The 26258-nt window shown below is 51.9% G+C and carries 26 protein-coding genes and 1 pseudogene; 19 read left to right on the top strand and 8 right to left on the bottom strand.

Annotated elements, in window-relative coordinates; genetic code table 11:
- Positions 1-65: 65 nt before the first annotated feature.
- Together ACTHTJ_RS07360 and ACTHTJ_RS07355 are read right to left on the bottom strand one after the other, a co-directional pair.
- Positions 66-659 carry a phosphoheptose isomerase gene (locus ACTHTJ_RS07360; protein ID WP_003749391.1) on the bottom strand — a complete coding sequence of 198 codons (594 nt, stop codon included), beginning with the start codon at positions 657-659 and terminating at the stop codon, positions 66-68.
- 4 nt (positions 660-663) lie between these two features.
- Complete coding sequence (locus tag ACTHTJ_RS07355; protein WP_070583744.1) at positions 664-1011, bottom strand: YraN family protein; 348 nt, start codon at positions 1009-1011, stop codon at positions 664-666.
- Positions 1012-1076: 65 nt separating this feature from the next.
- On the opposite strand from ACTHTJ_RS07355, the gene rsmI reads away from it, so the two are divergent.
- Together rsmI and ACTHTJ_RS07345 are read left to right on the top strand one after the other, a co-directional pair.
- Positions 1077-1964, top strand: a complete 888-nt coding sequence (rsmI, locus tag ACTHTJ_RS07350) for a 16S rRNA (cytidine(1402)-2'-O)-methyltransferase (RefSeq protein ID WP_070583742.1) — start codon at positions 1077-1079, stop codon at positions 1962-1964.
- A gap of 218 nt (positions 1965-2182) precedes the next feature.
- Positions 2183-2803, top strand: a complete 621-nt coding sequence (locus ACTHTJ_RS07345) for a DUF1269 domain-containing protein (protein ID WP_070583741.1) — start codon at positions 2183-2185, stop codon at positions 2801-2803.
- A gap of 257 nt (positions 2804-3060) precedes the next feature.
- On the opposite strand, the gene ACTHTJ_RS07340 is transcribed toward ACTHTJ_RS07345, so the two are convergent.
- From ACTHTJ_RS07340 to ACTHTJ_RS07330, 3 genes are all read right to left on the bottom strand, one after another.
- Positions 3061-3870 carry an alpha/beta hydrolase gene (locus ACTHTJ_RS07340; RefSeq protein ID WP_070583739.1) on the bottom strand — a complete coding sequence of 270 codons (810 nt, stop codon included), beginning with the start codon at positions 3868-3870 and terminating at the stop codon, positions 3061-3063.
- Positions 3871-3983: 113 nt separating this feature from the next.
- A complete protein-coding gene (locus ACTHTJ_RS07335; RefSeq protein ID WP_440360903.1) occupies positions 3984-4973 on the bottom strand; it encodes a peptidylprolyl isomerase in 990 nt (329 codons plus the stop codon).
- Positions 4970-7369: an LPS-assembly protein LptD gene (locus ACTHTJ_RS07330; RefSeq protein ID WP_349267070.1), complete on the bottom strand. Its 2400-nt coding sequence runs from the start codon at positions 7367-7369 to the stop codon at positions 4970-4972. Before ACTHTJ_RS07330 ends, ACTHTJ_RS07335 begins: the two co-directional genes overlap by 4 nt.
- Positions 7370-7438: 69 nt before the next feature.
- Between ACTHTJ_RS07330 and amgK the strand changes: the two genes are divergently transcribed.
- Together amgK and mnmG are read left to right on the top strand one after the other, a co-directional pair.
- On the top strand, positions 7439-8443 hold the full coding sequence (amgK, locus tag ACTHTJ_RS07325) for an N-acetylmuramate/N-acetylglucosamine kinase AmgK (protein WP_003749406.1): 1005 nt from the start codon (positions 7439-7441) through the stop codon (positions 8441-8443).
- A gap of 83 nt (positions 8444-8526) precedes the next feature.
- Positions 8527-10422 carry a tRNA uridine-5-carboxymethylaminomethyl(34) synthesis enzyme MnmG gene (mnmG, locus tag ACTHTJ_RS07320; protein WP_070583733.1) on the top strand — a complete coding sequence of 632 codons (1896 nt, stop codon included), beginning with the start codon at positions 8527-8529 and terminating at the stop codon, positions 10420-10422.
- A 158-nt stretch (positions 10423-10580) separates the two neighbouring features.
- On the opposite strand, the gene ACTHTJ_RS07315 is transcribed toward mnmG, so the two are convergent.
- On the bottom strand, positions 10581-11168 hold the full coding sequence (locus ACTHTJ_RS07315) for a GNAT family N-acetyltransferase (RefSeq protein ID WP_070583731.1): 588 nt from the start codon (positions 11166-11168) through the stop codon (positions 10581-10583).
- Positions 11169-11262: 94 nt separating this feature from the next.
- Entirely contained in the window at positions 11263-11853 is a 591-nt protein-coding gene (locus ACTHTJ_RS07310; RefSeq protein WP_070583729.1) for a 5-formyltetrahydrofolate cyclo-ligase, read from the bottom strand.
- 78 nt (positions 11854-11931) lie between these two features.
- On the opposite strand from ACTHTJ_RS07310, the gene ACTHTJ_RS07305 reads away from it, so the two are divergent.
- The 14 genes and pseudogenes from ACTHTJ_RS07305 (at position 11932) to ACTHTJ_RS07240 (ending at position 23497) form a co-directional block, all read left to right on the top strand.
- Entirely contained in the window at positions 11932-12174 is a 243-nt protein-coding gene (locus tag ACTHTJ_RS07305) for a hypothetical protein (protein WP_004520263.1), read from the top strand.
- Positions 12175-12350: 176 nt separating this feature from the next.
- Complete coding sequence (rpsB, locus tag ACTHTJ_RS07300; protein ID WP_002230071.1) at positions 12351-13079, top strand: 30S ribosomal protein S2; 729 nt, start codon at positions 12351-12353, stop codon at positions 13077-13079.
- 123 nt (positions 13080-13202) lie between these two features.
- Positions 13203-14057 carry a translation elongation factor Ts gene (gene tsf, locus ACTHTJ_RS07295; protein ID WP_002215087.1) on the top strand — a complete coding sequence of 285 codons (855 nt, stop codon included), beginning with the start codon at positions 13203-13205 and terminating at the stop codon, positions 14055-14057.
- Between the two features lie 219 nt (positions 14058-14276).
- On the top strand, positions 14277-14996 hold the full coding sequence (pyrH, locus tag ACTHTJ_RS07290) for a UMP kinase (protein WP_003708812.1): 720 nt from the start codon (positions 14277-14279) through the stop codon (positions 14994-14996).
- 162 nt (positions 14997-15158) lie between these two features.
- Positions 15159-15629, top strand: coding sequence for a 23S rRNA (pseudouridine(1915)-N(3))-methyltransferase RlmH (gene rlmH, locus ACTHTJ_RS07285; RefSeq protein ID WP_440360904.1), 471 nt, complete (start codon positions 15159-15161; stop codon positions 15627-15629).
- A gap of 145 nt (positions 15630-15774) precedes the next feature.
- Positions 15775-16416: an orotate phosphoribosyltransferase gene (gene pyrE, locus ACTHTJ_RS07280; RefSeq protein WP_003682682.1), complete on the top strand. Its 642-nt coding sequence runs from the start codon at positions 15775-15777 to the stop codon at positions 16414-16416.
- A 99-nt stretch (positions 16417-16515) separates the two neighbouring features.
- Entirely contained in the window at positions 16516-16911 is a 396-nt protein-coding gene (locus tag ACTHTJ_RS07275; protein WP_070583727.1) for an MJ0042-type zinc finger domain-containing protein, read from the top strand.
- Positions 16908-18221 (top strand): amino-acid N-acetyltransferase, encoded by a 1314-nt coding sequence (gene argA / locus ACTHTJ_RS07270; protein ID WP_070583725.1) that lies wholly within the window; start codon positions 16908-16910, stop codon positions 18219-18221. Before ACTHTJ_RS07275 ends, argA begins: the two co-directional genes overlap by 4 nt.
- Positions 18222-18265: 44 nt before the next feature.
- Positions 18266-19045 (top strand): exodeoxyribonuclease III, encoded by a 780-nt coding sequence (locus tag ACTHTJ_RS07265; RefSeq protein WP_003684015.1) that lies wholly within the window; start codon positions 18266-18268, stop codon positions 19043-19045.
- Positions 19032-19376, top strand: coding sequence for a hypothetical protein (locus ACTHTJ_RS07260; RefSeq protein ID WP_049336871.1), 345 nt, complete (start codon positions 19032-19034; stop codon positions 19374-19376). Before ACTHTJ_RS07265 ends, ACTHTJ_RS07260 begins: the two co-directional genes overlap by 14 nt.
- A gap of 10 nt (positions 19377-19386) precedes the next feature.
- Complete coding sequence (locus ACTHTJ_RS07255) at positions 19387-19920, top strand: alpha/beta hydrolase (protein WP_070583722.1); 534 nt, start codon at positions 19387-19389, stop codon at positions 19918-19920.
- A gap of 160 nt (positions 19921-20080) precedes the next feature.
- A pseudogene (locus ACTHTJ_RS07250) lies at positions 20081-22192 on the top strand (TonB-dependent receptor).
- Positions 22193-22362: 170 nt separating this feature from the next.
- The gene (locus ACTHTJ_RS07245) at positions 22363-23058 is read left to right on the top strand and encodes a thiol:disulfide interchange protein DsbA/DsbL (protein ID WP_070583720.1); all 696 of its coding nucleotides are present in this window, start codon (positions 22363-22365) and stop codon (positions 23056-23058) included.
- 139 nt (positions 23059-23197) lie between these two features.
- Positions 23198-23497 carry a hypothetical protein gene (locus ACTHTJ_RS07240; RefSeq protein WP_083297171.1) on the top strand — a complete coding sequence of 100 codons (300 nt, stop codon included), beginning with the start codon at positions 23198-23200 and terminating at the stop codon, positions 23495-23497.
- A 102-nt stretch (positions 23498-23599) separates the two neighbouring features.
- Here ACTHTJ_RS07240 and ffh read toward each other — a convergent pair whose 3' ends face one another.
- Positions 23600-24970: a signal recognition particle protein gene (gene ffh, locus ACTHTJ_RS07235; RefSeq protein ID WP_070583716.1), complete on the bottom strand. Its 1371-nt coding sequence runs from the start codon at positions 24968-24970 to the stop codon at positions 23600-23602.
- Between the two features lie 182 nt (positions 24971-25152).
- Here ffh and ACTHTJ_RS07230 point away from each other — a divergent pair, with 182 nt between their 5' ends.
- Positions 25153-25965, top strand: coding sequence for a cytochrome C assembly family protein (locus ACTHTJ_RS07230; protein ID WP_070583714.1), 813 nt, complete (start codon positions 25153-25155; stop codon positions 25963-25965).
- Positions 25966-26258 lie beyond the last annotated feature (293 nt).

Here is a 26258-nt window from a genome sequence, read left to right as displayed (position 1 = left end):
CCTTGGGTATGGACGGTTGGGTGTTCAGACGGCCTTTAAGGGATGGGCCGTCTGAAAAGAAAGGGTTACATGCCTTCAAGCAGGACGGAGTCGATGCAGTCGCACATGGCGTGAATCAGCAAAATATGGTTTTCCTGAATGCGGGCAGTACGCGGATAAGGGACGTTGAGCAAAACGTCGGTATCTTTGAGCATGGCGGCGATTTTTCCGCCGTCGCGGCCGGTCATGGCGATGACGTGCATATCGCGTTCGTGTGCCGCTTTGATGGCTTCAATGACGTTGGCGGAATTGCCGGAGGTGGAGATGCCGACCAATACGTCGCCGGCACGTCCGAGCGCGCGCACTTGTTTGCTGAATACATGGTCGAAACCGTAGTCGTTGCCGATGGCGGTCAGGGCGGAAGTGTCCGTCGTCAGCGCGACAGCGGCCAATTCCATGCGTTCTTTTTCAAAACGGCCGGTCATTTCTGCGGCGAAGTGTTGCGCGTCGGCAGCCGAACCGCCGTTGCCGCAGGCCAGGATTTTGCCGTCGTTCATCAGGCATTGCAGCATCAGCTCGGCGGCCTGTGCGGTCGGCTCGACCAGTACTTTTTCGGCTTCCTGCTTAGCGCGGATGCTCTCGGCAAAATGTGCGGAAACGCGTTCTTGTAATGTTGTCATGAGGTTAACCTGTAATATTTTGAATCCATTCGGGCGGGCCGTCACCCTCGATCAGTACCGCGTCTAGGCGGCAGGGCGCATGGTTTAACCCGTGCTTTTGCAGATAATACTCTACACTTCGTTGCAATTTCAATAATTTGGACGGCGAGATGCTGTATGCGGCACCACCGAAACCTCGGTTTTTGCGGTATTTTACTTCAACAAACACAATCGTACCGCCGTTTTTGACGATTAAATCGATTTCGCCGTAGGCGCAATGCCAGTTCCGCACCAGCAGCGAGCAGCCTTTGTTCAGCAGGAATGCCAGCGCCGCATTTTCGGCCGCCGCCCCCTGTTTGTGGTTTAAGCGCATGAAAAGTTTACCCGTTATATAATCATTGTTTTTAAAGAGACGCCGTTTCAGACGGCCTTGAATCTATGTACACAAAACACCTGCAAAAAGCCGTCGACAGCATCGAAAAACAGACATTATACGTTGTCGCCACACCCATCGGCAATTTAGCCGACATAACGTTGCGCGCACTGGCCGTGCTGCAAAAGGCCGACATTATCTGCGCCGAGGATACCCGTGTTACCGCCCAGCTTTTGAGTGCGTACGGTATTCAGAGCAAACTCGTGAGCGTTCGCGAACACAACGAGCAGCAAATGGCCGACAAAATCATCGCCCATCTTTCAGACGGCCTGAGCGTCGCCCAAGTTTCGGATGCGGGTACGCCTGCGGTTTGCGATCCCGGTGCAAAACTTGCCGCCCGCGTGCGCGAAGCCGGATTTAAAGTGGTGCCTGTGGTCGGCGCAAGCGCGGTCATGGGGGCGTTGAGCGTGGCCGGTGTGACGGAATCCGATTTTTATTTCAACGGTTTCCTGCCGCCTAAGGCCGGCGAACGCCAAAAGCTGCTGGCCAAATGGACGGAAGCCGATTTTCCGATTGTGATGTTTGAAACGCCGCACCGTATCGAAGCAAGCCTTGCGGATATGGCCGCGCAGTTCCCCGAACGCCGTTTGACTTTGGCGCGCGAAATCACCAAAACGTTTGAAACCTTCCTCAGCGGCACGGTTGCCGAAATCCAAGTCGCCCTCAAAAACGACAGCAATCAAACGCGCGGCGAGATGGTGCTGGTGTTGCATCCTGCGGTAAAAGAGAAGCACAGTGATTTGCCCGAAGCGGCGCAAAATACCATGAAAATCCTTGCGGCCGAGTTGCCGACCAAACAAGCAGCCGAGCTTGCCGCCAAGATTACCGGCGAAAGCAAAAAAGCCTTGTACGATTTAGCGTTGGAGTGGAAACGGATTTCAGACGACGCTTGAGGTCTTGCAGGCTTATTTCTCTCAACCTGTGGTGTGAACGATGCGACGATTTCCTACAGGCAAGGCTGGGTATTGTTCGTTATCCGTTTGCCGGTTCTACAGGCTTTATATAGGCAAAGTTTTGTTTGCCGCATTGCTTCCCCCCCCCCTTGCAATTTATAATGACACTGCATACAACTAGTATGTTCTTAAATCTTTCAATCTACAGGAGTGGACTTATGAAACAAAACATCATCGTTGCCTTATTCAACATCTCCTGCGAAGCTTATCAAGCCTTTTCTGAATTGAAAGCTTACTCGCAGACAACAGATGCTTTGGTGGCACAAGCCGTTTTGGTTAAAAAGGAAAATGACCTGATTATCCCAGCAGAAAGCACCGACTTTACCGCCAATACGGTCGAAGGCACATGGACGGGCAGCCTCATTGGTTCACTGGTCGGCATTCTCGGCGGTCCTATCGGTGTTCTGTTGGGTGGAGCTACTGGCGCACTCATCGGCAGTGATGCAGGTACTGCCCAAACATTGGAAGAGGGGGCGTTGCTGGAAAATACAGCCAAAAAACTGGATAACGGCAGTACTGCAATCATTATTTTGGCGCAAGAATCCGACGAGGCTGTATTGGATGCTTTCTTCCACCGTTTCAAAACCGTTATTCTCCGGCAAGATGCAGTCGTTGCCCAAGAGGACGTATTGGCAGCAATAGAAGCGCTGGAAGAAGTGGCACGTCAGGCACACGAAGCTTGGAAAAAACAGCGCAAAGCCGAACGCAAAGAGAAAGTGGAAGCCTTCAAGGCCGACATCAAACAAAAATTCGACGAATTGGCAGCCAAGTTGAAATAACACTGCCACCAACCCAAGGTATGTAACCGCTCAAATTTTCCGTTTCGGATGCATGCCAAACCGGTTTGAGGCTACCTGAAAATCTATTTTTCAGGTAGCCTCTCCCTTTTTCATGCCCCGAGACCTTTGCAAAGGTCTCAACCTATGTTATTGCAAAGGTCTCGGCCTTTTTATAATTGGATTTTAGATCGATCCAATAGGTTCAATACGCTTCTAAGTTTGCGGTTCAGACGGCCTTAATGTTTGGCAAACCTGTTTCAACGCTGCCATGCGTTGCGCAAATATTCGATGCAGTCGGTCAGGGCGTAAAACGGGGCGTTGCCGTGATTGGCGTTGGGGTAGAGGGTAAAGCGGACATCTGCGCCGAGGTGGTGCAAAGTGCCGGCAAGGATTTTGGCTTGTGCGACCATGCCGCGGCTGGTTTGGTCGGGGCGGTTGTTTCTGCCTTCATGTTCGCCTGCGCCGAGGCGGATGCCGATTCCTTGCGGCAAAGTGTCGGGCAGCCAATCAAGCACGCGGCGGTCTTGCCACCAGATAGACGGCGAAACCAGCAAATAATGGCGGAATCGTTCGGGACGGGTGAACAGGGAATAGAGGCCGTACAGTGCGCCGAACGAATGGCCGAAGATGGCTTGGTTTTGGGTATCGATGCGGTATTTGTTGTTGAGCAGGGCGGAGAGTTCGTCATCGATAAAGCGGCTGAATCGGTCGGCTTGGCCGTATTGTTTGTGTTCGGATTCGGGCGCGTTGTCGGGCAGCGGCGGCGTGTAGTCGAGGGCGCGTTGGCTTAAGTCGCGGATGGTGCCGCCGGTGTAGCCGATACCGACAATCAGGCAGGCGGCATGGCTTTGGGTGATGGGGTTGATGAGCAGGGATTGCGCCATATTGAGGATGGCGGGGAAAAAGGCATCTCCGTCAAGAATATACAGCACGGGATAGTCGCCTGCCGGACGCTCGCCGAGTGTCGCGGCTTGAATGCGGTAGGTGCGGCCGGTGTGGGTGGAGGTAAGGGCGGTTTCTTCGGCTTGCAGCAGGGTGGCGGCTTGCCAATTGGGGCGGATGGGCATGATGGGGTGCTTTAATCAATGGGTTGTTTAAGTAAAAGGGAAAAAGGCCGTCTGAAAATAGGTTTCAGACGGCCTTATTGTACCGATTCTTGTCTTTTTAACAATACGCGCGATTAGCGTACGTCAACGTAGGAGCTGCTGTGCAGTTCGCGCAGGAGGTTGGTGGTCGCCTGTTGCGCTTTTTGTTGGGACAGGTATTGGCGGACGGCGTTTTGTTGGCGCTCTTCAGGCGTACCTGCTTCGCGGACGTCGTTCAGCTTGATGATGTGCCAGCCGAATTGGGTGCGGACAGGGGCGCTGATTTGGCCGGGTTTGAGTTTGTGGACGGCTTCTTCAAACGGGGCAACCATCATGCCGTCGGCAAACCAGCCCAAATCGCCGCCATTGCCGGCGCTGCTGTCTTGCGAGTATTGGCGTGCCAAACCGCCGAAATCTGCGCCGCTGCGGGCTTGGGTGTAGATTTTGCGGATGGTGCTTTCTGCGCCGACGGCGGCATTGTCGTTGTCGGCTTTAATGAGGATGTGTTGGGCATGGTATTGGCGCACAGGGTCTGCTTCAGGCAGGGTTACGCCTTGTTGTTTGGCCTGCTCGATGTAGCGTGCCACTTCGGAGTCGCTGACGCGGCTGTTTTGCATGATGGCCTGTTGGCGCACTTTTTCAACAATAATGCTGTCGGCAATGTCTTGGCGCACGGCGGCAGACGGGTTTTTGATGTTGGGGTTGTGCGCGATAACGGCTTCGATTTCGCTATCGGTCGCTTGGATGTTGCGGCGTTTGCCTGCTTGGAGGATCAGGGATTGGTTGATCATTTGGGCCAAAACCTGTTGGCGCAGCTCGTTGGCGTCCATTTGTGTGCCTTTAGGCAGGGTTTGACGCGCTTGCGCTACGGCTTGCGCTACTTGGCGGTGGGTAATGACTTCGTTGTCGACAACCGCGGCAATGCCGTCTGAAAGATGTACGCCGCTTTGTACGGCAGGCATGGTGGTGGCGCTGACGACTGGAGTTTTATTGGCACGCGCTTTGGTCGCTTTGGCTTTAGGAGCGGCGTGTGCGCCTGCTGCGAGAGTGAGTGTGGCGACGAGAATCAGGGGTTTGAAGTTCATTGTTTGACTACCTCGTTGGTTTTGCTGTAACCGGGGATGGCTAAGCGGAGTTTTTCGAATGGGTTGTTGCCGATATTGCTCAAGTCTTTGAGTTGGAGGTTGAAGAATACGGCGTTTTTGTGGCTGTTTTCGCCGGTAACATAGCGTTGGCCGACCAAGCTTGCGCTCCAGCAGCCGCAGTTGCTTTTGTATTCTGCACCGATGAGCATTTCCAGCGGTTTTTTGGCTTCGATTTCGTAGTTGTAACGGGCGACGGCGTACAGGTTTTTACTCAACGGCCATTGGGCGGCAAGATCGACTTGGCTGAGCCTGTCGTAGAAATAGTCGCCGTTGGCTTGCAGATAAATGCGTTCGTTGCGTCCGTATTTGTAGCGCGCGCTTAAGACTTTGCCGGGTTCGGGGTTGTAGGTAATTCCTGCGGCGTAGCTCTCGGCACGGCTTAGGTTTTGGTTGTAGTGGATGTCCAAATCAATGCGTGTGCTCGGGGTCAGGTTGCCGTGTGCAAAGGCTACCCAGTCAGATTGGCTGCGCGGATAATTGCTGACGTTGCCGTCAGGCAGGACGTTGTCTTTTTTGAAATAAAACTTCTGGCCGATACCTGCACGGAAGAGTTCCGCACCGGTATTGGGGTCGAGGATACGGCTTTGTGTGGCCAGCGTCAGGCTGTTGGCCGAATTGATGCGGTCGTTGCCTGAATACAGGTTTTCGCGGAACAGCTGCGAATAGGTAAAGCTGTTTTCGGAGCTGTCGAAATTAGGTAGGTCGTTTTGGGACTTGGTCGGAATGTAGTTGTAAAACAGGCGCGGTTCAAGCGTTTGCAGGTATTCCCCACCGAAGAGCCGGGCTCTGCGCTCGAAAGTCAGGCCGCTGTCGACGTTGATAATCGGCAGGACGCGGCTGACATTGCGGCCGCTTTGGCCGTTGAAACTGTTGAGGCCGTAATAAGTGGCATGTACGCCGACTTTAGGCCGGATGTAGCCCCATTGGTTGTGGAGATCCCATTTAACGCTCGGGTAGAGTACCACGCGGCTGCCGTCTTGCTTGGTGTCGTGGTCAAAGTGGGTGAATTGGCCTAATACGTTGAGTTGAGCCTTACCGATATGGCTTTGCCAACGGCCGGTCAGGCGGGGCATGATGGCATAAGGTTCGTCTTTATAACCGTCTTGGTTGGCAAGCGTTTGATATTTTTGTACGCGCAACGAGCCGTCGAAGCTGCCACCCAACAGTTTGTCGCTGTAATTGAGCCATGCCTGACGGTCGAGGTTGACGTTGCGTGCGATGTCTTCGCGGCCGTAGAAGTCGCGGTAGTAATCGTCGTCGGAAACTTGGTTGTAGTTGATGCCGCCGCTGATTTTGCTGTTCAGCTGCTGCTGGTGTTTCCATTTAAACTGGTAGCGGTTGTTGTGGACGCTTTTTTGGTCGTTCGGCATCCAGTCGCCATCGACTTCGCCGCTGTAATTCGGTTGCAGATAACGGACTTGGCCGCCCAGTTGCACGCCGCGTTTGCTGATGATGCCCGGGCGGATGGTGGCATCCAAATTTGGGGCAAGGTTGAAGTAGTAAGGCAGGCTCAGCTCAAGGCCGTCTGAACCTGTGGCAATGGTCGGAACGAGCAGGCCGCTTTTGCGGTTGCCGTTGATGGGGAAGTCCGCCCAAGGCGTGTAGAGGACAGGGACGCCGCCGAATACCAGCGAAGCGTGTTTGGCCACGCCGATGCCTGTCGATTCATCGGCTTCAATGCTTTGGGCTTGGATATACCAGCTGGCATCGCCGGGCGAACAGGTGTTGAATTTGGTATTGATGAGTTTGTAGAGGCCTTTTCCTTTGAGTTCGGCTTTTTCACTGACACTTTGAAGGCGGCGGCCGCCTTGTTCGGTATTGAGGCGCACGGCAGTGCCGGAACCGGTTTGGTCTTTGAGGTTGTAAACCAATTGGTCGCCGGATACGGTCGAACCGTTTTGATACAGGGTAAAGCGGTCGCCGGCGGTAACGGTATCGGTGGCTTGGTCGTATTGCGCCCAATCGGCGTTAAGAACATCGGCATTGCGCTCGACAATGACATCGCCTTCGGCACGGACGCCGACTTGGGTCTGACCTTCTATTTTATCGGCGTTGACGCGGGTGTAATCGGCAGGCAGGGCAGGCTCGCCGCTGCGTTTGATTTCGGCGGTTTCGGCAGGCTTGGCATCTTCGTGGTCGCAAAACAGGCAAGTGCTGCCTAAGGAAAGCGGATCGGCTTCGCTTTGGCTGGTTTGTGCCGGTTTGGACGCGGCGGTGTGGGCAGGGGTATAGTCTTCCGCCTGCGGAACAGAAGCATCTTCCGCGCGCACGGCTGTTGCGCCAAAGCCCATAATTAAGGCGAGTACCAAGGGTTTGAGTGAAAATAAACGAGCCAAAATCGCCCCTTAAATCGGTTTGCCAGTTAGAATAGCGGTTATTGTAACCTGAAATTCTGCGATACCGCTATGCAACGACAAACCGAATTACAAAACTGGCTGGAGTCTGTCTACCCGAACCAGCCGTTCGAATTGAGTTTTGCGGCAGCCGATGCCGACTTCCGCCGTTATTTCCGTGCGACGTTTTCAGACGGCCAGACCGTCATCTGTATGGACGCGCCTCCTGAGAAGATGAGTGTTGCGCCGTATTTGAAAGTGCAAAAACTGTTTAACATGGTCAATGTGCCGCAAGTGCTTCATGTGGATGAAGCGTTGGGCTTTATGGTGTTGAACGATTTGGGCAATACCACATTCCTGACCGCCATGAATCAGGAAAACAGTGAAACCGCCCACAAAGCCCTGCTGCTCGAAGCCATCGACGAACTGATCGAACTGCAAAAAGCCAGCCAACCCGGCAAACTGCCGGAATACGACCGCGAAGTCATGCTGCGCGAGATTAACTTGTTCCCCGAATGGTTTGTAGCTAAAGAATTGGGCCGCGAGCTGACCTTCAAGCAACGTCAGCTGTGGCAACAAACCGTTGATACTTTGCTGCCGCCCCTGTTGGCGCAGCCCAAAGTGTATGTCCACCGCGACTTTATCGTCCGCAATCTGATGCTGGCAAAAGGCCGCCCGGGCGTGTTGGACTTCCAAGACGCGCTTTACGGCCCAATTTCTTATGATTTGGTGTCGCTGTTGCGCGATGCGTTTATCGAATGGGAAGAAGAATTTGTATTGGACTTGGTCATCCGTTACTGGGAAAAAGCACGCGCTGCCGAGCTGCCTGTGCCTGCCGAGTTTGACGAGTTCTACCGTTGGTTTGAATGGATGGGCGTACAACGCCATTTGAAAGTGGCCGGTATTTTTGCCCGCCTGTACTACCGCGACGGCAAAGACAAATACCGTCCTGAAATCCCGCGCTTCTTGAACTATTTGCGCCGCGTATCCCGCCGTTACAACGATTTGGCGCCGCTTTATGCATTGCTGGTCGAATTGGTCGGCGATGACGAATTGGAAACAGGCTATACCTTCTAAGCTTGGTTTTTAAGATTTGATTCCACTTTTCAGACGGCCTGATCAACAAAAGGCCGTCTGAAACCTTTACAGAACACATAAAAATGACTTACATGATTTACCCCAAAACCTACGACGTGATTGTCGTCGGCGGCGGCCATGCCGGTACCGAAGCCGCACTTGCCGCCGCACGCATGGGTGCGCAAACCCTGCTGCTCTCACACAACATCGAAACCCTCGGCCAAATGTCGTGCAACCCCTCCATCGGCGGCATCGGCAAAGGCCACCTTGTACGCGAACTCGACGCATTGGGCGGCGCAATGGCGTTGGCCACCGACAAATCCGGTATCCAGTTCCGCCGATTGAATGCCAGCAAAGGTGCGGCAGTGCGAGCCACGCGCGCACAGGCTGACCGTATCCTATATAAAGCCGCCATCCGCGAAATGTTGGAAAACCAAGAAAACCTCGACCTTTTCCAACAAGCCGTCGAAGACGTCACACTTGACGGAGAACGCATCAGCGGCGTGGTTACCGCGATGGGTGTGGAGTTTAAAGCACGCGCCGTCGTGTTAACTGCCGGCACGTTTTTGTCCGGCAAAATTCACATTGGTTTGGAAAACTACGAAGGCGGCCGCGCCGGCGACCCCGCCGCCAAATCATTAGGCGGCCGTTTGCGCGAATTGAACCTGCCGCAAGGCCGTCTGAAAACCGGCACGCCACCGCGTATTGACGGACGCACGATTGATTTTTCCCAACTGACCGAACAGCCCGGCGACACACCCGTTCCCGTAATGTCCGTACGCGGCAACGCTGATATGCACCCACGCCAAGTGTCCTGCTGGATTACGCATACCAACACGCAAACCCACGACATCATCCGTTCAGGCTTCGACCGCAGCCCGATGTTTACCGGCAAAATCGAAGGCGTCGGTCCGCGTTATTGTCCGTCTATCGAAGACAAAATCAACCGCTTCGCCGACAAAGACAGCCACCAGATTTTCCTTGAACCTGAAGGCTTGACCACGCACGAATACTACCCTAACGGTATCTCCACCAGCCTGCCGTTTGACATTCAAATCGCCCTCGTACGCAGCATGAAAGGCCTCGAAAACGCCCATATCCTGCGCCCCGGCTACGCCATCGAATACGACTATTTCGATCCGCGCAACCTCAAAGCCAGCCTCGAAACCAAAACCATCCAAGGCCTCTTTTTCGCCGGACAAATCAACGGCACAACCGGCTACGAAGAAGCCGCCGCGCAAGGCCTGCTCGCAGGCGCGAATGCCGTGCAATACATCCGTGAACAAGACCCGCTCCTGTTGCGCCGCGAACAAGCCTACCTCGGCGTATTGGTGGACGACCTCATCACCAAAGGCGTGAACGAACCCTACCGCATGTTCACCAGCCGCGCCGAATACCGCCTGCAACTGCGCGAAGACAACGCCGATATGCGCCTGACCGAAGACGGCTACAAAATCGGCTTGGTGGGTGAAGAACAATGGCGCATGTTCAACGAAAAACGCGAAGCCATCGAACGCGAAATCCAACGCTTGAAAACAACGTGGTACACGCCGCAAAAGCTCGCCGAAGACGAACAAATCCGCGTGTTCGGACAAAAACTCAGCCGCGAAGCCAACCTGCACGACCTCCTGCGCCGCCCGAACCTCGACTACGCCGCGCTGATAACCCTGCCCGACGCACAACCTGAAACCGCACTTGCCGACAGCGTGGTCGAACAAGTCGAAATCCAAGTCAAATACCAAGGCTATATCGACCGCCAAAACGAAGAAATCGACAGCCGCCGCGACATCGAAACCTTAAAGCTGCCCGAGGATATCGATTACAGCAAAGTCAAAGGTTTGTCAGCAGAAGTGCAGCAAAAACTGAATCAGCACAAACCCGAAACCGTCGGCCAAGCCAGCCGCATTTCCGGCGTAACCCCTGCCGCCGTCGCATTGCTGATGGTGCATTTGAAACGCGGATTTAAAGATGCCAAGTAAGGTTTAATCCGAAATAAAGGCCGTCTGAAACTTTCAGACGGCCTTTATTTATCAGGGGATTGATGGTGTTGCACCTTATTTCATTAATTTTTTAAAGAGTTCGGATTGTCAGCAAGATGGGCGTATTCTGATGAAAAAATGAAGAAGAAAACGTTTTTTCAGGACGCGTCATAAGCTGCCGCTTTTTCGAGCAGTTTTACCCTTGCCTGCGGCCATTCCTCACGCAGCAGGCTGTATTCAACCGTATCGCGCACGCTGCCGTCTTTCCGCAGCTTGTGGCAGCGCAAGATGCCGTCTTGGTGTGCGCCCAAGCGTTCGATGGCGCGTTGGGAGGCGGTGTTGAGGTTGTCGGTCTGCCAGCAGACGCAACGGCAGTTTAAAGTGTCGAAAACGTAGTCGAGCAACATGATTTTGCAGGCGGTATTGATGTGCGTGCGCTGTGCCGACAGGGCATACCATGTGTAACCGATATACAGGCGTGGGATGGCGGGGTCGATGTGGTAAAGCGAAGTCGAACCGACGATTTTGCCCGTATCTTCGTCGATGACGGCAAAGGCGAGACGGGTTTGCATAGCAGTACGGATATAGTCCGCCACTTGGTGGGGTTCGGGCGCGGTGGTTACGTTGAGCTTCCAGACTTCGCCGTCGCAAACTGCTTCGCGCAAACCAGCTTCGTGTGCCGCCGTCAAAGGTTCGAGACGGACGCGGTCGAAGGACAAAACGGGAGCGGATGAAAAATCAGCCATGTGGTTTCCTTTGTATTTGATGGTTTGATTTTTCAGACGACCTTTTATAGTGTCTTAATGGACGGCTTTTTTGAGGTCGTCTGAAAGCTATTGATTAATGATGTTTGAACACCAGCACGCCCGACTCCGATACAAACCCGTCCAACGGCAGGTCGTGCGGTTCGGTCGGCAGTGTGTTGGTCAGTTGGCAGCCGAAGCCTACGCCCAGGGTTTGGGTTTGCAGGCGGTATTTCGTGGCGGAGAGGGTGGCGTCGTAATAGCCGCCAGCTTGTCCGAGGCGGTAGCCGCGTTTGTCGATGCCGACGATGGGGACCAGCAGCAGGCTGAGTTGGTGGACACGGATTTTTTTGCCGGTGAATTGGGGGATATGCAATTTGGCGCGGCCGCGTTTGCGTTCTTGTTTGGCACCGTCGGCAGGGTAGGGGGTGAACCACATCCGCCGCGTGTTCGGTTCGATATAGGGCAGGTAGAGTTTTGCGCCGCGTTTTTGTGCGGCACGGACAAAGCCGTCCAATCGCAATTCCTTGCCCATCGGCCAATACACGCCGATTTTCCGTCCTTTTTTGATGCAGGGCTTGAGCAGGCGGTTGATGGTTTCGGTGGCGGCGTTGCGCTCGTCTGCGCTCATTTGGGCGCGTGCGCGGCGGAACTGTTTGCGTAGTGCCGATTTTTCGGGATTCCTCATTTTCAGACGGCCTTTCGGGATTGCGGTAGAATGTTGCGATTATAACGATTTTGTTAACATTCAAACAGGACGCACACAATGTGGCACATTGTCGCCATCGGCTACCTTTTTGTTGCCGTGATGTTTTCCGCCGCGCAGCCGAGTATTGCGCGCGCGTTGATTTATTTGGTTTTTTGGGCGGTGTTGCCCACCGTGTTCACGGTCTTTGTCGTGACCATCCGCCGCCGCAACCGCTTGATGAAACGACAGGAGCAGGCGGAGTTTGAAGCGGCCCGCCAAAAGGCGGTACAGACGGATGAAAAACAGGATGGAAAGGTATAAATCCCTTTTCAGACGGCCTCTTATCCGCTATAATCCGTCAGTTTTCCATTTCGGAAACACTCTTTTATTTTTTTAAACTTATGCCCACTTTCGCCGAAGGGTGCTTGACAATAGGCGCCGCCTATCAAGTTCTATGCGATTGAATGTGTGCTCTTTAACCCTTTCAAGGAAATAACATGTCTCAAATTACTATGCGTCAGATGATTGAAGCCGGTGTTCACTTCGGTCACCAAACCCGTTTCTGGAATCCGAAAATGGCTCAATACATTTTCGGTGCGCGCAACAAAATCCATATCGTAAACTTGGAAAAAACCCTGCCGATGTTCCAAGAGGCGCAAGAAGCCGTACGTCGTCTGGTTGCCAACAAAGGTACAGTATTGTTCGTAGGTACCAAACGCCAAGCCCGCGACATCATCCGCGAAGAAGCTACCCGTGCCGGTATGCCTTTCGTTGATTACCGCTGGTTGGGTGGTATGCTGACTAACTACAAAACCGTTAAGCAATCCATCAAACGCCTGGAAGAAAAAACTGCTGCCCTGGAAAACGCTGCTGAAGGCGGTTTCAACAAAAAAGAAATTCTGGAAATGCAACGCGATGTTGAAAAACTGGAACGTTCTTTGGGCGGTATCAAAAACATGAAAGGCCTGCCTGACGCGATTTTCGTTATCGATACCGGCTACCAAAAAGGTACTCTGGTTGAAGCTGAAAAACTGGGCATCCCTGTTATCGCCGTAGTCGATACCAACAACAGCCCTGACGGCGTGAAATACGTTATCCCTGGTAACGATGACTCCGCTAAAGCTATCCGCCTGTACTGCCGCGGCATCGCTGACGCAGTTTTGGAAGGCAAAAACCAAGCGCTGCAAGAAACTGTAGCCGCTGCCCAAGAAGCTGCTGCCGAGTAATTCGGTACACAGAAGAGGGGCGTTATGCCCCTTTTCTCAAATCCCGTTCTGAAATCCGTTTCAGACGGCCACTATTTCCAAACACGGCAATGGCCGTGTTCCCAAAAATCTAGGAGATTCAAAATGGCAGAAATTACTGCAAAAATGGTTGCCGACCTGCGCGCCGCTACCGGCCTGGGCATGATGGAATGCAAAAAAGCCTTGGTTGAAGCTGAAGGCAACTTCGACAAAGCCGAAGAAATCCTGCGTATTAAATCTGGTGCGAAAGCCGGTAAACTGGCTGGCCGTACTGCTGCCGAAGGCGTATTGGCTTATGCAATCAACGGCAATGTCGGCGCATTGGTTGAAGTAAACTGCGAAACCGACTTCGTTGCTAAAGACGCCGGCTTCGTAGAATTTGCCAACTTCGTTGCTAAAACTGCTGCCGAGAAAAAACCGGCTTCTGTTGAAGAACTGAGCGAACTGGTTGAAGCAGAACGTAAAGCCATCATCGCTAAATTGGGCGAGAACATGTCTGTTCGCCGCTTCCAAGTGATCGACACTGCCAACCAACTGGTTGCCTACATCCACGGTGCTTTGGCTACTGAAGGCGTATTGGTTGAGTACAAAGGCTCTGAAGACGTAGCACGCAAAATCGGTATGCACATCGTTGCCGCTAAACCACAATGCGTAAGCGAAGCCGAAGTAGATGCTGAAACCGTTGAAAAAGAACGCCACATCTATACTGAACAAGCTATCGCTTCCGGCAAACCTGCCGACATCGCCGCTAAAATGGTTGAAGGCCGTATCCGCAAATTCTTGGCTGAAATCACTCTGAACGGCCAAGCGTTCGTGATGAACCCTGACCAAACTGTTGCCCAATTCGCTAAAGAAAACGGCACTGAAGTGGTTAGCTTCGTACGCTACAAAGTAGGCGACGGTATCGAGAAAGCCGTTGTTGACTACGCAGCCGAAGTTGCTGCCGCTGCTAAAGTGTAAGGCACTTATGAAAAAGAAAGCACCTAGATTCCAAACGAATCAGGGTGCTTTTTTTTGAGAAAACCGTTTACGGTACCTATTTTAAGACGACCGAATATAAAGGCCGTCTGAAAACAAAACAATAATAAACCGACACACCCTATCATTAATATTCCGACCGTTTGAAAATTCAGACGGCCCGAACTCCGACCGACGACATTCAAGAAAGCAAGGTATCCCATGACACAGCAAATCAAATACAAACGCGTATTACTGAAACTCTCCGGCGAATCCCTGATGGGCTCTGATCCATTCGGCATCAATCACGATACCATCGTTCAAACCGTCGGCGAAATTGCCGAAATCGTGAGAATGGGCGTGCAAGTCGGTATCGTTGTCGGCGGCGGTAACATTTTCCGCGGCGTATCTGCACAAGCGGGTAGCATGGACCGCGCCACTGCCGACTACATGGGCATGATGGCAACCGTCATGAACGCGTTGGCACTCAAAGATGCATTTGAAACCTTGGGCATCAAAGCGCGCGTACAATCCGCACTGTCTATGCAGCAAATCGCTGAAACTTACGCCCGTCCTAAAGCCATTCAATATTTGGAAGAAGGCAAAGTCGTGATTTTCGCCGCCGGTACCGGTAACCCATTCTTCACGACCGACACTGCCGCCGCATTGCGCGGTGCGGAAATGAACTGCGACGTGATGCTCAAAGCGACCAACGTTGACGGCGTGTACACCGCAGACCCGAAAAAAGACCCATCTGCAACACGCTACGAAACCATTACTTTTGATGAAGCCTTGTTGAAAAACCTCAAAGTGATGGACGCCACCGCTTTCGCCCTCTGCCGCGAACGCAAGCTCAATATTGTAGTATTCGGCATTGCTAAAGAAGGCTCGCTCAAACGCGTGGTAACCGGCGAAAACGAGGGTACACTGGTTCACTGCTAATCATTGAAAGGCCGTCTGAAACAGCCGAACGGGATACATTCGGCTTTCAGACGGCCTTTTATTTTCAGTTGGTTGCGCGGGTATTGGTTCATGGGTTGAAAAGGTTAAGAACCTGCTTGACCATAATGCCCAACCGACAATTCGACAACAAAAGGATATCCCATGAATATCACCGTCTTGGCTGTCGGCACGAAAATGCCGCGTTGGGTCGATGAGGCCGTCGGCGAGTACGCCAAACGCTTCGGGCGCGATGTCAATTATGCGCTGAAAGAAATCAAGCCGGAAAAACGAGGCGCGGGTGTGAATGCGGCTCAGGGTATGGCGGCTGAAGAAAAACGCCTGCTGGAAGCCATACCGCAGGGCGCGTTTTTGGTGGTATTGGACGAGCGCGGCAAAGCGCCGACTTCGATCGAATTGGCACAACATTTGAAAAGCTGGCAGCAAAATGGCGAACACGTCTGCTTTATTATCGGCGGCGCAGACGGCATGACCGACCGTTTGAAACAGCAGGCAAACATGATGATGCGCCTTTCCAGCCTGACCTTGCCGCACGGCATGGTGCGCGTTTTGCTGACCGAGCAGCTTTATCGCGCCGTTTCGATTTTGCACAACCATCCGTATCATCGGGAATAATCTGTTTTGATTGCTGGGATAAGACGGTAATGCCGCCTTATCGGTTAAAAGCGGGGTTGAACCTGTTTTCAGACGGCCTGATTTTTCCGCATGAATCCTTTATAATCGTTTCTTTGATAAATCAACATCTTTCGGGAGAACCCAAATGTCCGATTTCCGTCAAGACTTCCTCAAATTCGCTTTGGCACAAAACGTGTTGAAATTCGGCGAATTTACAACTAAGGCCGGCCGTCAGTCGCCTTATTTTTTCAATGCCGGTTTGTTTAATGACGGCGCATCGACTTTGCAGCTGGCGAAGTTTTACGCCGAAGCCATTATTGCCAGCGGCGTGAAGTTCGATATGCTGTTCGGCCCGGCCTATAAAGGCATTATTTTGGCGGCGGCAACAGCGATGATGTTGGCGGAAAAAGGCGTAAACGTACCGTTTGCCTACAACCGCAAAGAAGCCAAAGACCACGGCGAGGGGGGTGTGTTGGTGGGCGCGCCTTTGAAAGGCCGCGTGCTGATTATCGATGATGTGATTTCCGCTGGTACATCCGTGCGCGAGTCGGTCAAACTGATTGAGGCCGAAGGCGCAACGCCTGCCGCAGTGGCCATTGCGCTCGACCGCATGGAAAAAGGCACGGGCGAATTGTCGGCGGTGCAGGAAGTTGAAAAACAATACGGCCTGCCGGTGGTTTCGATTGCCAACCTGAACGACTTGTTCACGCTCTTGCAAAACAATGCCGAATTTGGCGGCTTCTTCGAGCCGGTCAAAGCCTATCGCGAACGTTACGGCGCGGTTTAAACCATAACATTATGCTCAGGTCGTCTGAAACAGTTTTCAGACGGCCTGAAACATTAGCTAAAATATATTTTTGATTCAATACACTTACGGAAAATACTCATGCCTGCTTGTTCTTGTCCTCATTGTAAAACACCGCATTGGGTGAAAGATGCCCAGTTGAACGTGGCGCAGGGTTTCGTGGTCTGCACGCGTTGTTCGGGGATGTTTAAGGCCAAGGATTATCTGTCGGGCAACCTGCCGGCGGATCCGGCCCATCTGCCTGTGGCGGTAACGGATGTGCGCCTCGTGCATAACATCGGCGCGCAAATTCTCAAGCATTCCAAACTCTCGCGCAAAGAAATTTCCGATTTGCTCAACAGCGCGCTCAAGGAAGAGCCTAAGGCGGAAGAGCGGGCGGCGGTCAAAACGCGCAAGGACGGTTTCAACTGGACGTTGGCATCGCTGATTGCGCTGACGGTTTTGATTATGCAACTCTTTTATCTTGCCTTGCTATGAGTAACATTGCCCATTTTGTTGCCAGCTTTCGCGAAGCCGCGCCCTATATTCAATATTTGCGCGGTAAAACCATGGTGGTCGGCGTAACCGACAGCCTGTTGGAAGGCGAAACCTTGATTCGTTTGGCTGCAGATTTGAATCTGTTGGCCAGCTTGGGCTTGCGTTTGGTCTTGGTGCACGGTTCGCGGCATTTGCTCGATAAATTGGCTTCGGGTCGGAATTTTGTTCCGAAATACAGTGGCAGCCGTCGGATTACCGATGAAGCGACTTTGATGGAAGTGAAGCAGGTGGCGGGAATTATCCGCAGCGATGTCGAAGCCGCTTTGTTCAGCAGCGTATCTGCGCAGCAACGGAGCAAGCCGCCGGTTATCGCGTGCGGCAACTTTATTACCGCCCGCCCGTTGGGCGTTATCGACGGTGTGGACATGGGCTATACGGGTACCGTCCGCAAAATCGACGCGGAAGAAATCCGTTTGCGCTTGGATGGCGGAGCGGTGGTGCTTATCAGCCCTTTGGGACATTCGTACAGCGGCAAAACCTTCAATCTGAGTATGTGCGAAACCGCTCAGGAAGTGGCCATGGCTTTGCAGGCGGAGAAACTGGTTTTCTTGACCGAAGAAGCCGGTATCCGTCGTGCCGACGGCTCGTTGGCCAATACTTTGTCTGTCGGCGAAGTGCAGGAACTGATACACGACAATCCCGATGCACCTGCCGATTTACTCCATGCGGCGGTAGGCGCGTTGGAAAACGGCGTATCGCGGGTGCAGATTCTCAACGGCCGTGAAGACGGCAGCCTGCTGCGCGAGCTGTTTACCCGTGAGGGCAGCGGTACCTCGATTGCCCGTGAGCCGTTTGTTTCCATCCGTCAGGCACGCAGCGACGACATTCCGCACATCATCGCCTTAATCCGTCCGTTGGCGGAACAAGGCATCTTGTTACACCGCAGCCGCGAGTATTTGGAAAACCATATTTCCAGTTTTTCCGTATTGGAACACGATCAAAACATTTACGGCTGCGTGGCGCTGAAAACCTTTTCCGAACCGGACTGCGGCGAATTGGCCTGCCTGGTGGTGTCGCCCGAAGCGCGCGATGGCGGCTACGGCGAATTGCTGTTGGAACATCTGTTTCAAAAAGCACGCGCCTTAAATATTAAAACGCTCTTCGCCTTATCCACGCACACGGGCGAATGGTTTGTCGAACGGGGCTTTCAGACGGCCTCAGCCGATGACCTGCCTGCCGAACGCCGGCAGGAATACAATGCCAACGGCCGCAATTCCAAAGTATTTGTTTATGACTTGCAGTCCGTCTGAAAACCTCAATCCTATTATCCGTTTTTAAAAATTACTCAAATCTTATGTTGAAAATCATCTCTGCCAACGTCAACGGCATCCGCTCCGCCTATAAAAAAGGTTTTTATGAATACATCGCCGCTTCCGGTGCCGACATCGTCTGCGTGCAGGAACTGAAAGCTCAAGAGGCCGACCTGTCAGACGATATGAAAAATCCGCACGGTATGCACGGCTACTGGCATTGCGCCGAAAAGCGCGGTTACAGCGGCGTGGCGGTGTACAGCAAACGCAAACCCGATAATGTGCAAATCGGCATGGGCATTGAAGAATTTGACAGGGAAGGCCGTTTTGTCCGTTGCGACTTCGGCAAGTTGTCGGTAATTTCGCTGTATCTTCCCAGCGGCAGCAGCGCGGAAGAGCGCCAACAAGTGAAATACCGCTTTTTGGACGCGTTCTATCCCATGCTCGAAGCCATGAAAAACGAAGGACGCGACATCGTCGTCTGCGGCGACTGGAATATTGCCCACCAAAACATCGACTTGAAAAACTGGAAGGGCAATCAGAAAAATTCGGGCTTCTTGCCTGAAGAGCGCGAATGGATAGGCAAAGTCATCCACAAGCTCGGTTGGACGGATATGTGGCGTACACTTTATCCCGATGTGCCGGGCTATACCTGGTGGAGCAACCGCGGACAAGCGTATGCGAAAGATGTCGGGTGGCGTATCGATTATCAGATGGTTACGCCGGAGTTGGCCGCCAAAGCTGTTTCCGCACATGTTTATAAAGACGAAAAATTCTCGGATCACGCCCCTTTAGTTGTGGAGTATGACTATGTTGCCGAATAAGGTTTTTGGTAAATATGATTGGAATATAAACGGTAAAACCGGCATAGGCGCGGCGTGGGTCGTGGCGGCATTTGTATTGCCTATGCTTGTGTGGGCGGTATTTATGCTGGCGCGGATGTCCGGCTGGGTTGCGCCGACCAAGGCCAATCCGACGTGGGCGTTGGTATGGCTGCTGTTTTCCCTGCCTTGCCTGCTGATTGCGGCCAAATGCTTTGCTTGGAAGGGCTGGCGGCTGGTTGCTAACATCGTACTTTGTCTGGCGACTTGTGCCATTCTCAGCGTGCCAGCCGCATTGCTGATTGCATTTACACTCAACGACTTACTCAAATAGGCCGTCTGAAATGCAGAGCTTCGAACTCGAAGAAATGGCACTGTTTCTGATACGCGATGCGGATGAAGCGGAAATGTGGATAGATCGCTGGGCGGTCAGCTATCCGATTGTTCAAACTGCCGAAGCCGATAGTCGGCAAACCATTTCCGAATGGCAACACGCCATTCAGACGGCATTCGACCATATCGTCAGCAGAAATATTGCCGTCGTGGCTCATGGTGCCGGCGTGTCCGCATTTTTGGCATGGCTGTATCAAGCCGACATCCTGACGCAAAAACGCCTGACCAATATTATTTTGGTCTCGCCGCGCCCAGAAGCTCTTCCCGAGGACGAAATCCATACGTTCCAGCGTGTCCGCTGCCCTTGCCGTACAGCGCTGGTTATCGCCGAAACAAACGGCACGCCACGCGATTGGGCGCAAGAACAGGCCGACCGCTGGCATGCACGCCTGCTTCAATCGCCGCATTCGGGCCAGTTAAACGGCGCACTCGGTGGCTGGCAATGGGGCATGAAGCTGATGCAGGAAATGCTGTTGAGTAAGTAGTTTAGAAATGTCTATTAATAAACAAAGGCCGTCTGAAACCGATATGTGTTTCAGACGGCCTTTGTTTGCAAATATCATGTTAAATATAATTAAAAGAAACTATTCTCATTTCTTTTATGAGGCAATATAATTCGGTTGTTTCGTTAAATTGAGTATAAAAATGCAAATACCATTTCATTTAGCTTTATTACCCACGCTGATTATTGCTTCCTTCCCTGTCGCTGCCGCCGATACGCAGGACAATGGTGAACATTACACCGCCACCCTACCCACCGTTTCTGTGGTCGGACAGTCCGATACCAGCGTACTCAAAGGCTACATCAACTACGACGAAGCCGCTGTTACCCGCAACGGCTAGCTCATCAAAGAAACGCCGCAAACCGTCGATACGCTCAATATCCAGAAAAACAAAAATTACGGTACGAACGATTTGAGTTCCATCCTCGAAGGCAATGCCGGCATTGACGCTGCCTACGATATGCGTGGCGAAAGCATTTTCCTGCGCGGCTTCCAAGCCGATGCATCTGATATTTACCGCGACGGCGTGCGCGAGAGCGGACAGGTCCGCCGCAGCACCGCCAACATCGAGCGCGTCGAAATCTTGAAAGGCCCGTCCTCCGTGCTTTACGGGCGCACCAACGGCGGTGGCGTCATCAACATGGTCAGCAAATACGCCAACTTCAAACAAAGCCGCAATATCGGTGCGGTTTACGGCTCGTGGGCAAACCGCAGCCTGAATATGGACATTAACGAAGTGCTGAACAAAAACGTCGCCATCCGCCTCACCGGCGAAGTTGGGCGCGCCAATTCGTTCCGTAGCGGCATAGACAGCAAAAACGTCATGGTTTCGCCCAGTATTACCGTCAAACTCGACAACGGCTTGAAATGGACGGGGCAATACACCTACGACAATGTGGAGCGCACACCTGACCGCAGCCCGAACAAGTCCGTGTACGACCGCTTCGGACTGCCTTATCGCATGGGTTTTGCCCACCCGAACGATTTTGTGAAAGACAAGCTGCAAGTTTGGCGTTCCGACCTTGAATACGCCTTCAACGACAAATGGCGCGCCCAATGGCAGCTCGCCCACCGCACGGCGGCGCAGGATTTCGACCATTTCTATGCAGGCAGCGAAAACGGCAACCTTATCCGCCGCAACTACGCCTGGCAGCAGACCGACAACAAAATCCTGTCGTCCAACTTCACGCTCAACGGCGACTACACCATCGGACGTTTTGAAAATCATCTGACCGTAGGCCTGGATTACAGCCGCGAAAACCGCAACCCGACATTGGGTTACAGCCGAGCCTTTTCCGCCTCCATCAACCCCTACGACCGCGCAAGCTGGCCGGCTTCGGGCAGGCTGCAACCCGTCCTCACCCAAAACCGCCACAAAGCCGACTCCTACGGCATTTTCGTGCAAAACATCTTCTCAGCCACGCCCGACTTGAAATTCGTCCTCGGCGGCCGTTACGACAAATACACCTTTAATTCCGAAAACAAACTTACCGGCAGCAGCCGCCAGTACAGCGGCCACTCGTTCAGCCCCAACATCGGCGCAGTGTGGAACATCAACCCAGTCCACACACTTTACGCCTCGTATAACAAAGGCTTCGCGCCTTATGGCGGACGCGGCGGCTATTTGAGTATCGACACTTCGTCTGCCGCCGTGTTCAACGCCGACCCCGAGTACACCCGCCAATACGAAACCGGCGTTAAAAGCAGTTGGCTGGACGACCGCCTCAGCACTACGTTGTCTGCCTACCAAATCGAACGCTTCAATATCCGCTACCGCCCCGACGCGCAAAATGATCCCTACACTTGGGCAGTCGGCGGTAAACACCGTTCGCGTGGCGTGGAATTGTCCGCTATCGGGCAAATCATACCCAAAAAACTCTATCTGCGCGGTTCGTTGGGTGTGATGCAGGCGAAAGTGGTTGAGGACAAGGAAAATCCCGACCGAGTGGGCATCCATTTGAATAACACCAGCAACGTTACCGGCAACCTGTTTTTCCGTTATACCCCGACCGAAAACCTCTACGGCGAAATCGGCGTAACCGGTACAGGCAAACGCTACGGTTACGACTCAAGAAATAAAGAAGTGACTACGCTTCCCGGCTTTGCCCGAGTTGATGCCATGCTTGGCTGGAACCATAAAAACGTCAACGTTACCTTTGCCGCGGCCAATCTGCTCAATCAAAAATATTGGCGTTCGGATGCCATGCCGGGTAATCCGCGCGGCTATACTGCCCGGGTAAATTACCGTTTCTGATGAAATCAGGCAAAGGCCGTCCGAAAATAAGGCTATGATCTAAGCCATATTTCAGACGGCCTTTTATAAAGGTTGAAATAAAACTAAACACATTTTTTCACTCAAATCGAACACACCTCCAACAAAATGCCATAAAATCCGCCCATTGATTTGAATGTAAAGAGATACCTATGAAACTGAAAACCTTAGCCTTGACCTCATTAACCCTGTTGGCATTGGCCGCTTGCAGCAAACAGGCGGAAACCAGCGTTCCGGCAGACAGCGCCCAAAGCAACACATCCGCTCCGGCAGCCCCTGCCGCATTGACCGAAGGTGTCAATTACACCGTATTGTCCAATCCGATTCCTCAACAGCAGGCCGGCAAAATCGAAGTATTGGAATTCTTCGGCTACTTCTGCCCGCATTGCGCCCATCTTGAGCCGGTTTTGAGCGAGCACATCAAAACGTTTAAAGACGATACCTATATACGCCGGGAGCATGTCGTGTGGGGTGATGAAATGAAACCTTTGGCACGTTTGGCGGCCGCAGTGGAAATGGCCGGAGAATCAGATAAAGCCAACAGCCATATTTTCGATGCGATGGTTAACCAAAAAATCAACTTGGCCGATACCGATACCCTGAAAAAATGGTTGTCCGAGCAAACAGCGTTTGACGGCAAAAAAGTATTGGCTGCATTTGAAGCGCCCGAAAGCCAAGCGCGTGCGGCTCAAATGGAAGAATTGACCAATAAATTCCAAATCAGCGGCACGCCGACTGTGATCGTCGGCGGCAAATACCAAGTCGAATTTAAAGACTGGCAGTCCGGCATGACCACGATTGACCAGTTGGTGGACAAAGTACGCGAAGAGCAGAAAAAGCCGCAATAAGTTGAGGATTGAATGAGCAAAGGTTTCGCGTCCCTTATCTCTTTTTCCTTCACTGTGCTGAAAGATCCAAACCATGTGTGATTACTGTTCTGACCTGCGACCTACCGTTCGTATCAGGGTTCCGAAAGAATTATCGCAAATGTTACTGCAAGCCTCTGATCGTTTAGCAGACGGCACGCTTATCGATATTACTCCAGCCTACGACAAAGTTTATGGTCCCAGCCTTGATTTTGCCAAAACCATCGCCAATAGCGGTTACATTACCCATACTGATTCTCAGGGTAATCGTGACATATATGGTTGGAACGATTTCGTGGTACATTATTTTCAATGTACGCACTGCAATGCCGTTTTCAGGCTTGGTGCCGAAACCTACCATGGTAGTGGTGGCCAATGGGAAATGTTGGAAGAGGCAACGATACGCTATGAAAATCCTTAAAAGGAATAGATTTCATAGTTATATGTGAATAGTAATTCTTGCTAGAGTAAAAACAAAAACGCCGTCTGAAACTTTTCAGACGGCGTTTTCGGTCAAATTAGCTTACAAACCCGGGAACATGCCTTTCATTCCCTTCATGCCTTTGGCCAAGCGCATCAGTTTGCCCAAGCCGTTGCCGCTGAACATCTTCATCATTTGTTGCATTTGTTCAAACTGTTTGAGCAATTTGTTCACTTCCTGCACGGTCGTACCCGCGCCCATTGCAATACGGCGTTTGCGGCTGGCTTTGAGCAGGGCAGGGTTGGCGCGTTCTTTTGGAGTCATCGAGTTGATGATGGCTTCTACTTTGCCCATCGCTTTTTCAGCCGTTCCTTCGGGGATTTTTTTCGATATTTGACCCAGTTCGCCAGGCATTTTTGACATTAGGTTTTCCAAGCCGCCCATATTGCGCATCTGTTGGATTTGCTCTTTAAAGTCGTTGAGGTCGAAGCCTTTGCCTTTTTGCAGCTTTTTCGCCATTTTGGCGGCGGCTTCTTCATCAATACCTTTTTGAACGTCTTCAATCAGGGTCAATACGTCACCCATGCCGAGGATACGGCTGGCAAGACGGTCGGGGTGGAAAGGTTCGAGGCCGTTGATTTTTTCGCCGACACCGATAAATTTAATCGGTTTGCCGGTTACATGGCGTACGGACAATGCCGCACCGCCGCGCGAGTCGCCGTCCATCTTGGTCAATACGACACCGGTCAGCGGTAGGGCTTCATTAAATGCCTGAGCGGTATTTACCGCATCCTGACCCAGCATGGCATCAATAACGAACAAAGTTTCAACCGGGTTGACCGCCGCATGAAGCGCTTTGATTTCGTTCATCATCTCTTCATCGATTGCCAGGCGGCCAGCGGTATCGACCATCAAGACATCGTAAAAATGTTTTTTAGCGTAATCAACGGCGGTAGTTGCAATCTCAACCGGTTTTTGGTTGGTGTCGGATGGGAAAAAGTCCACGCCGACCTGTTCGGCCAACAGGCGCAGCTGTTCAATCGCGGCAGGGCGGTAAACGTCGGCGGATACCACCAAGACTTTTTTCTTCTGATCGTTTTTCAGCAGGCGGGCGAGTTTGCCGACGGTTGTTGTTTTACCGGCACCCTGCAAACCGGCCATCAAAACGATGGCAGGCGGTGAAACCGATAAATCCAGCGTTTTGTTTTCCTTGCCCATCAATTCGACTAAGGCTTGGTTGACCACGCCGATAAAGGCTTGGTCAGGCGTCAGGCTGCCGACGACTTCTTGGCCAAGGGCCTGTTCTTTGACTGTGTTGACGAATTCTTTAACGACGGGTAATGCAACGTCGGCTTCCAGCAGGGCAAGACGAACCTCGCGCAAGGCTTCTTTAATATTGTCTTCGGTCAGCGTTGATTGGCCGCGAATATTTTTAAGTACCTTGCTGAAGCGGTTGGTCAGGTTGTCTAACATACTTATCCTTGATAATGAGAATAGCTGCCCAATACAGGGCATTCTTTGTTAAAATAAAATTCGGATTATTTTACACGATAGTCCGAAGTTATGCTTCAAGAACACAAACACGTACACAAAGGCCGTCTGAAACCCTGCCGGCTGTCCGTCAAGTGTTCACACCTCTATTGAGAAAGATATTTATGCCGATTGTCTTAATCTGCCTTATGCTGGTGTATGCCGGATTGGGCGCATTTTCCTGGTTGCAACATAAAAAGCACAATAATAAGTCTTACCCGCTGAAAACCGAGCTTCTGATTTTGAGCGGCGCATTATTGGTACATGGCGCAGCATTGATGTTCCCTGTATTGCAGGATAGGGTATTGATTACCGGTTTTGGTTATTCGCTCAGTCTGATAGTCTGGCTGATGCTGATGATGTATTGCTTGGGCAGCTTCTTTTATTGTCTGCGCGGAGTGCAACTCTTATTGTATCCCTGTGCCGCATTGACCTTATTGTTGGGTTTCCTTTTCCCGGGGGATTTTTCAGGTCGCCAAATTGTAGACTTATTGCCACTGTCGCACATCGCATCATCATTGCTTGCATACGGATTGTTTGGCATCGTTACCTTATTTGCCATCCTAATCCTTTTAATCAACCGTAATTTGCACAAACGCCGTTTTTCCGCATTGGTCAGCTTCTTGCCACCTTTATTGAGTTTGGAAAAACTTATGTTTCAAGGTATGTGGGCAGGTTTCGTTTTATTGACCTATTCTGTAATCAGCGGTACGTTTTTTGCAGAAACTATTTTCGGCAAGCCGATGACCTTCACGCATAAAACCATCTTCAGTATTATGTCGTGGCTGATTTATGGCGCATTATTGTTGAAACACAGCATGACCGCATGGCGCGGCAAAAAAGCCGCCGTTTGGACTATTGTCGGATTTGTCAGTCTGATTTTTGCCTATGTGGGCAGTAAATTTGTCCTAGAAATTGTCCTTCAACGTATTGGATAAATAGAAAACATAAAAAAGGCCGTCTGAAAGAGCAATTCAGACGGCCTTTGTTTTGTGTTCTTTTGTATGTATGGATAGTGTAGGAAGGTTGCTGGAGTTTTTTATAAAATAAAAACCCTGTTAAAACAGGGCGGTGGTTAAATTTCTAGAAATAATTTTGCGAAAAGTGTTGACTGGTTTCGTTGTGAGGCGTATAGTTCGGTTCTTCGCTGCTGACGCGGTGAAGAAAACGAAGCAGACAGTATAACACAGTTAGTTAAAATTTTCGATAATTTTAGTTGACATTTGCTAAA

Source organism: Neisseria sp. P0018.S001 (assembly GCF_051957355.1).
GTDB lineage: Bacteria > Pseudomonadota > Gammaproteobacteria > Burkholderiales > Neisseriaceae > Neisseria > Neisseria subflava_A.
Note: the sequence above shows the minus strand (reverse complement) of the source record. Positions and strands in the feature narration are given on the sequence as shown.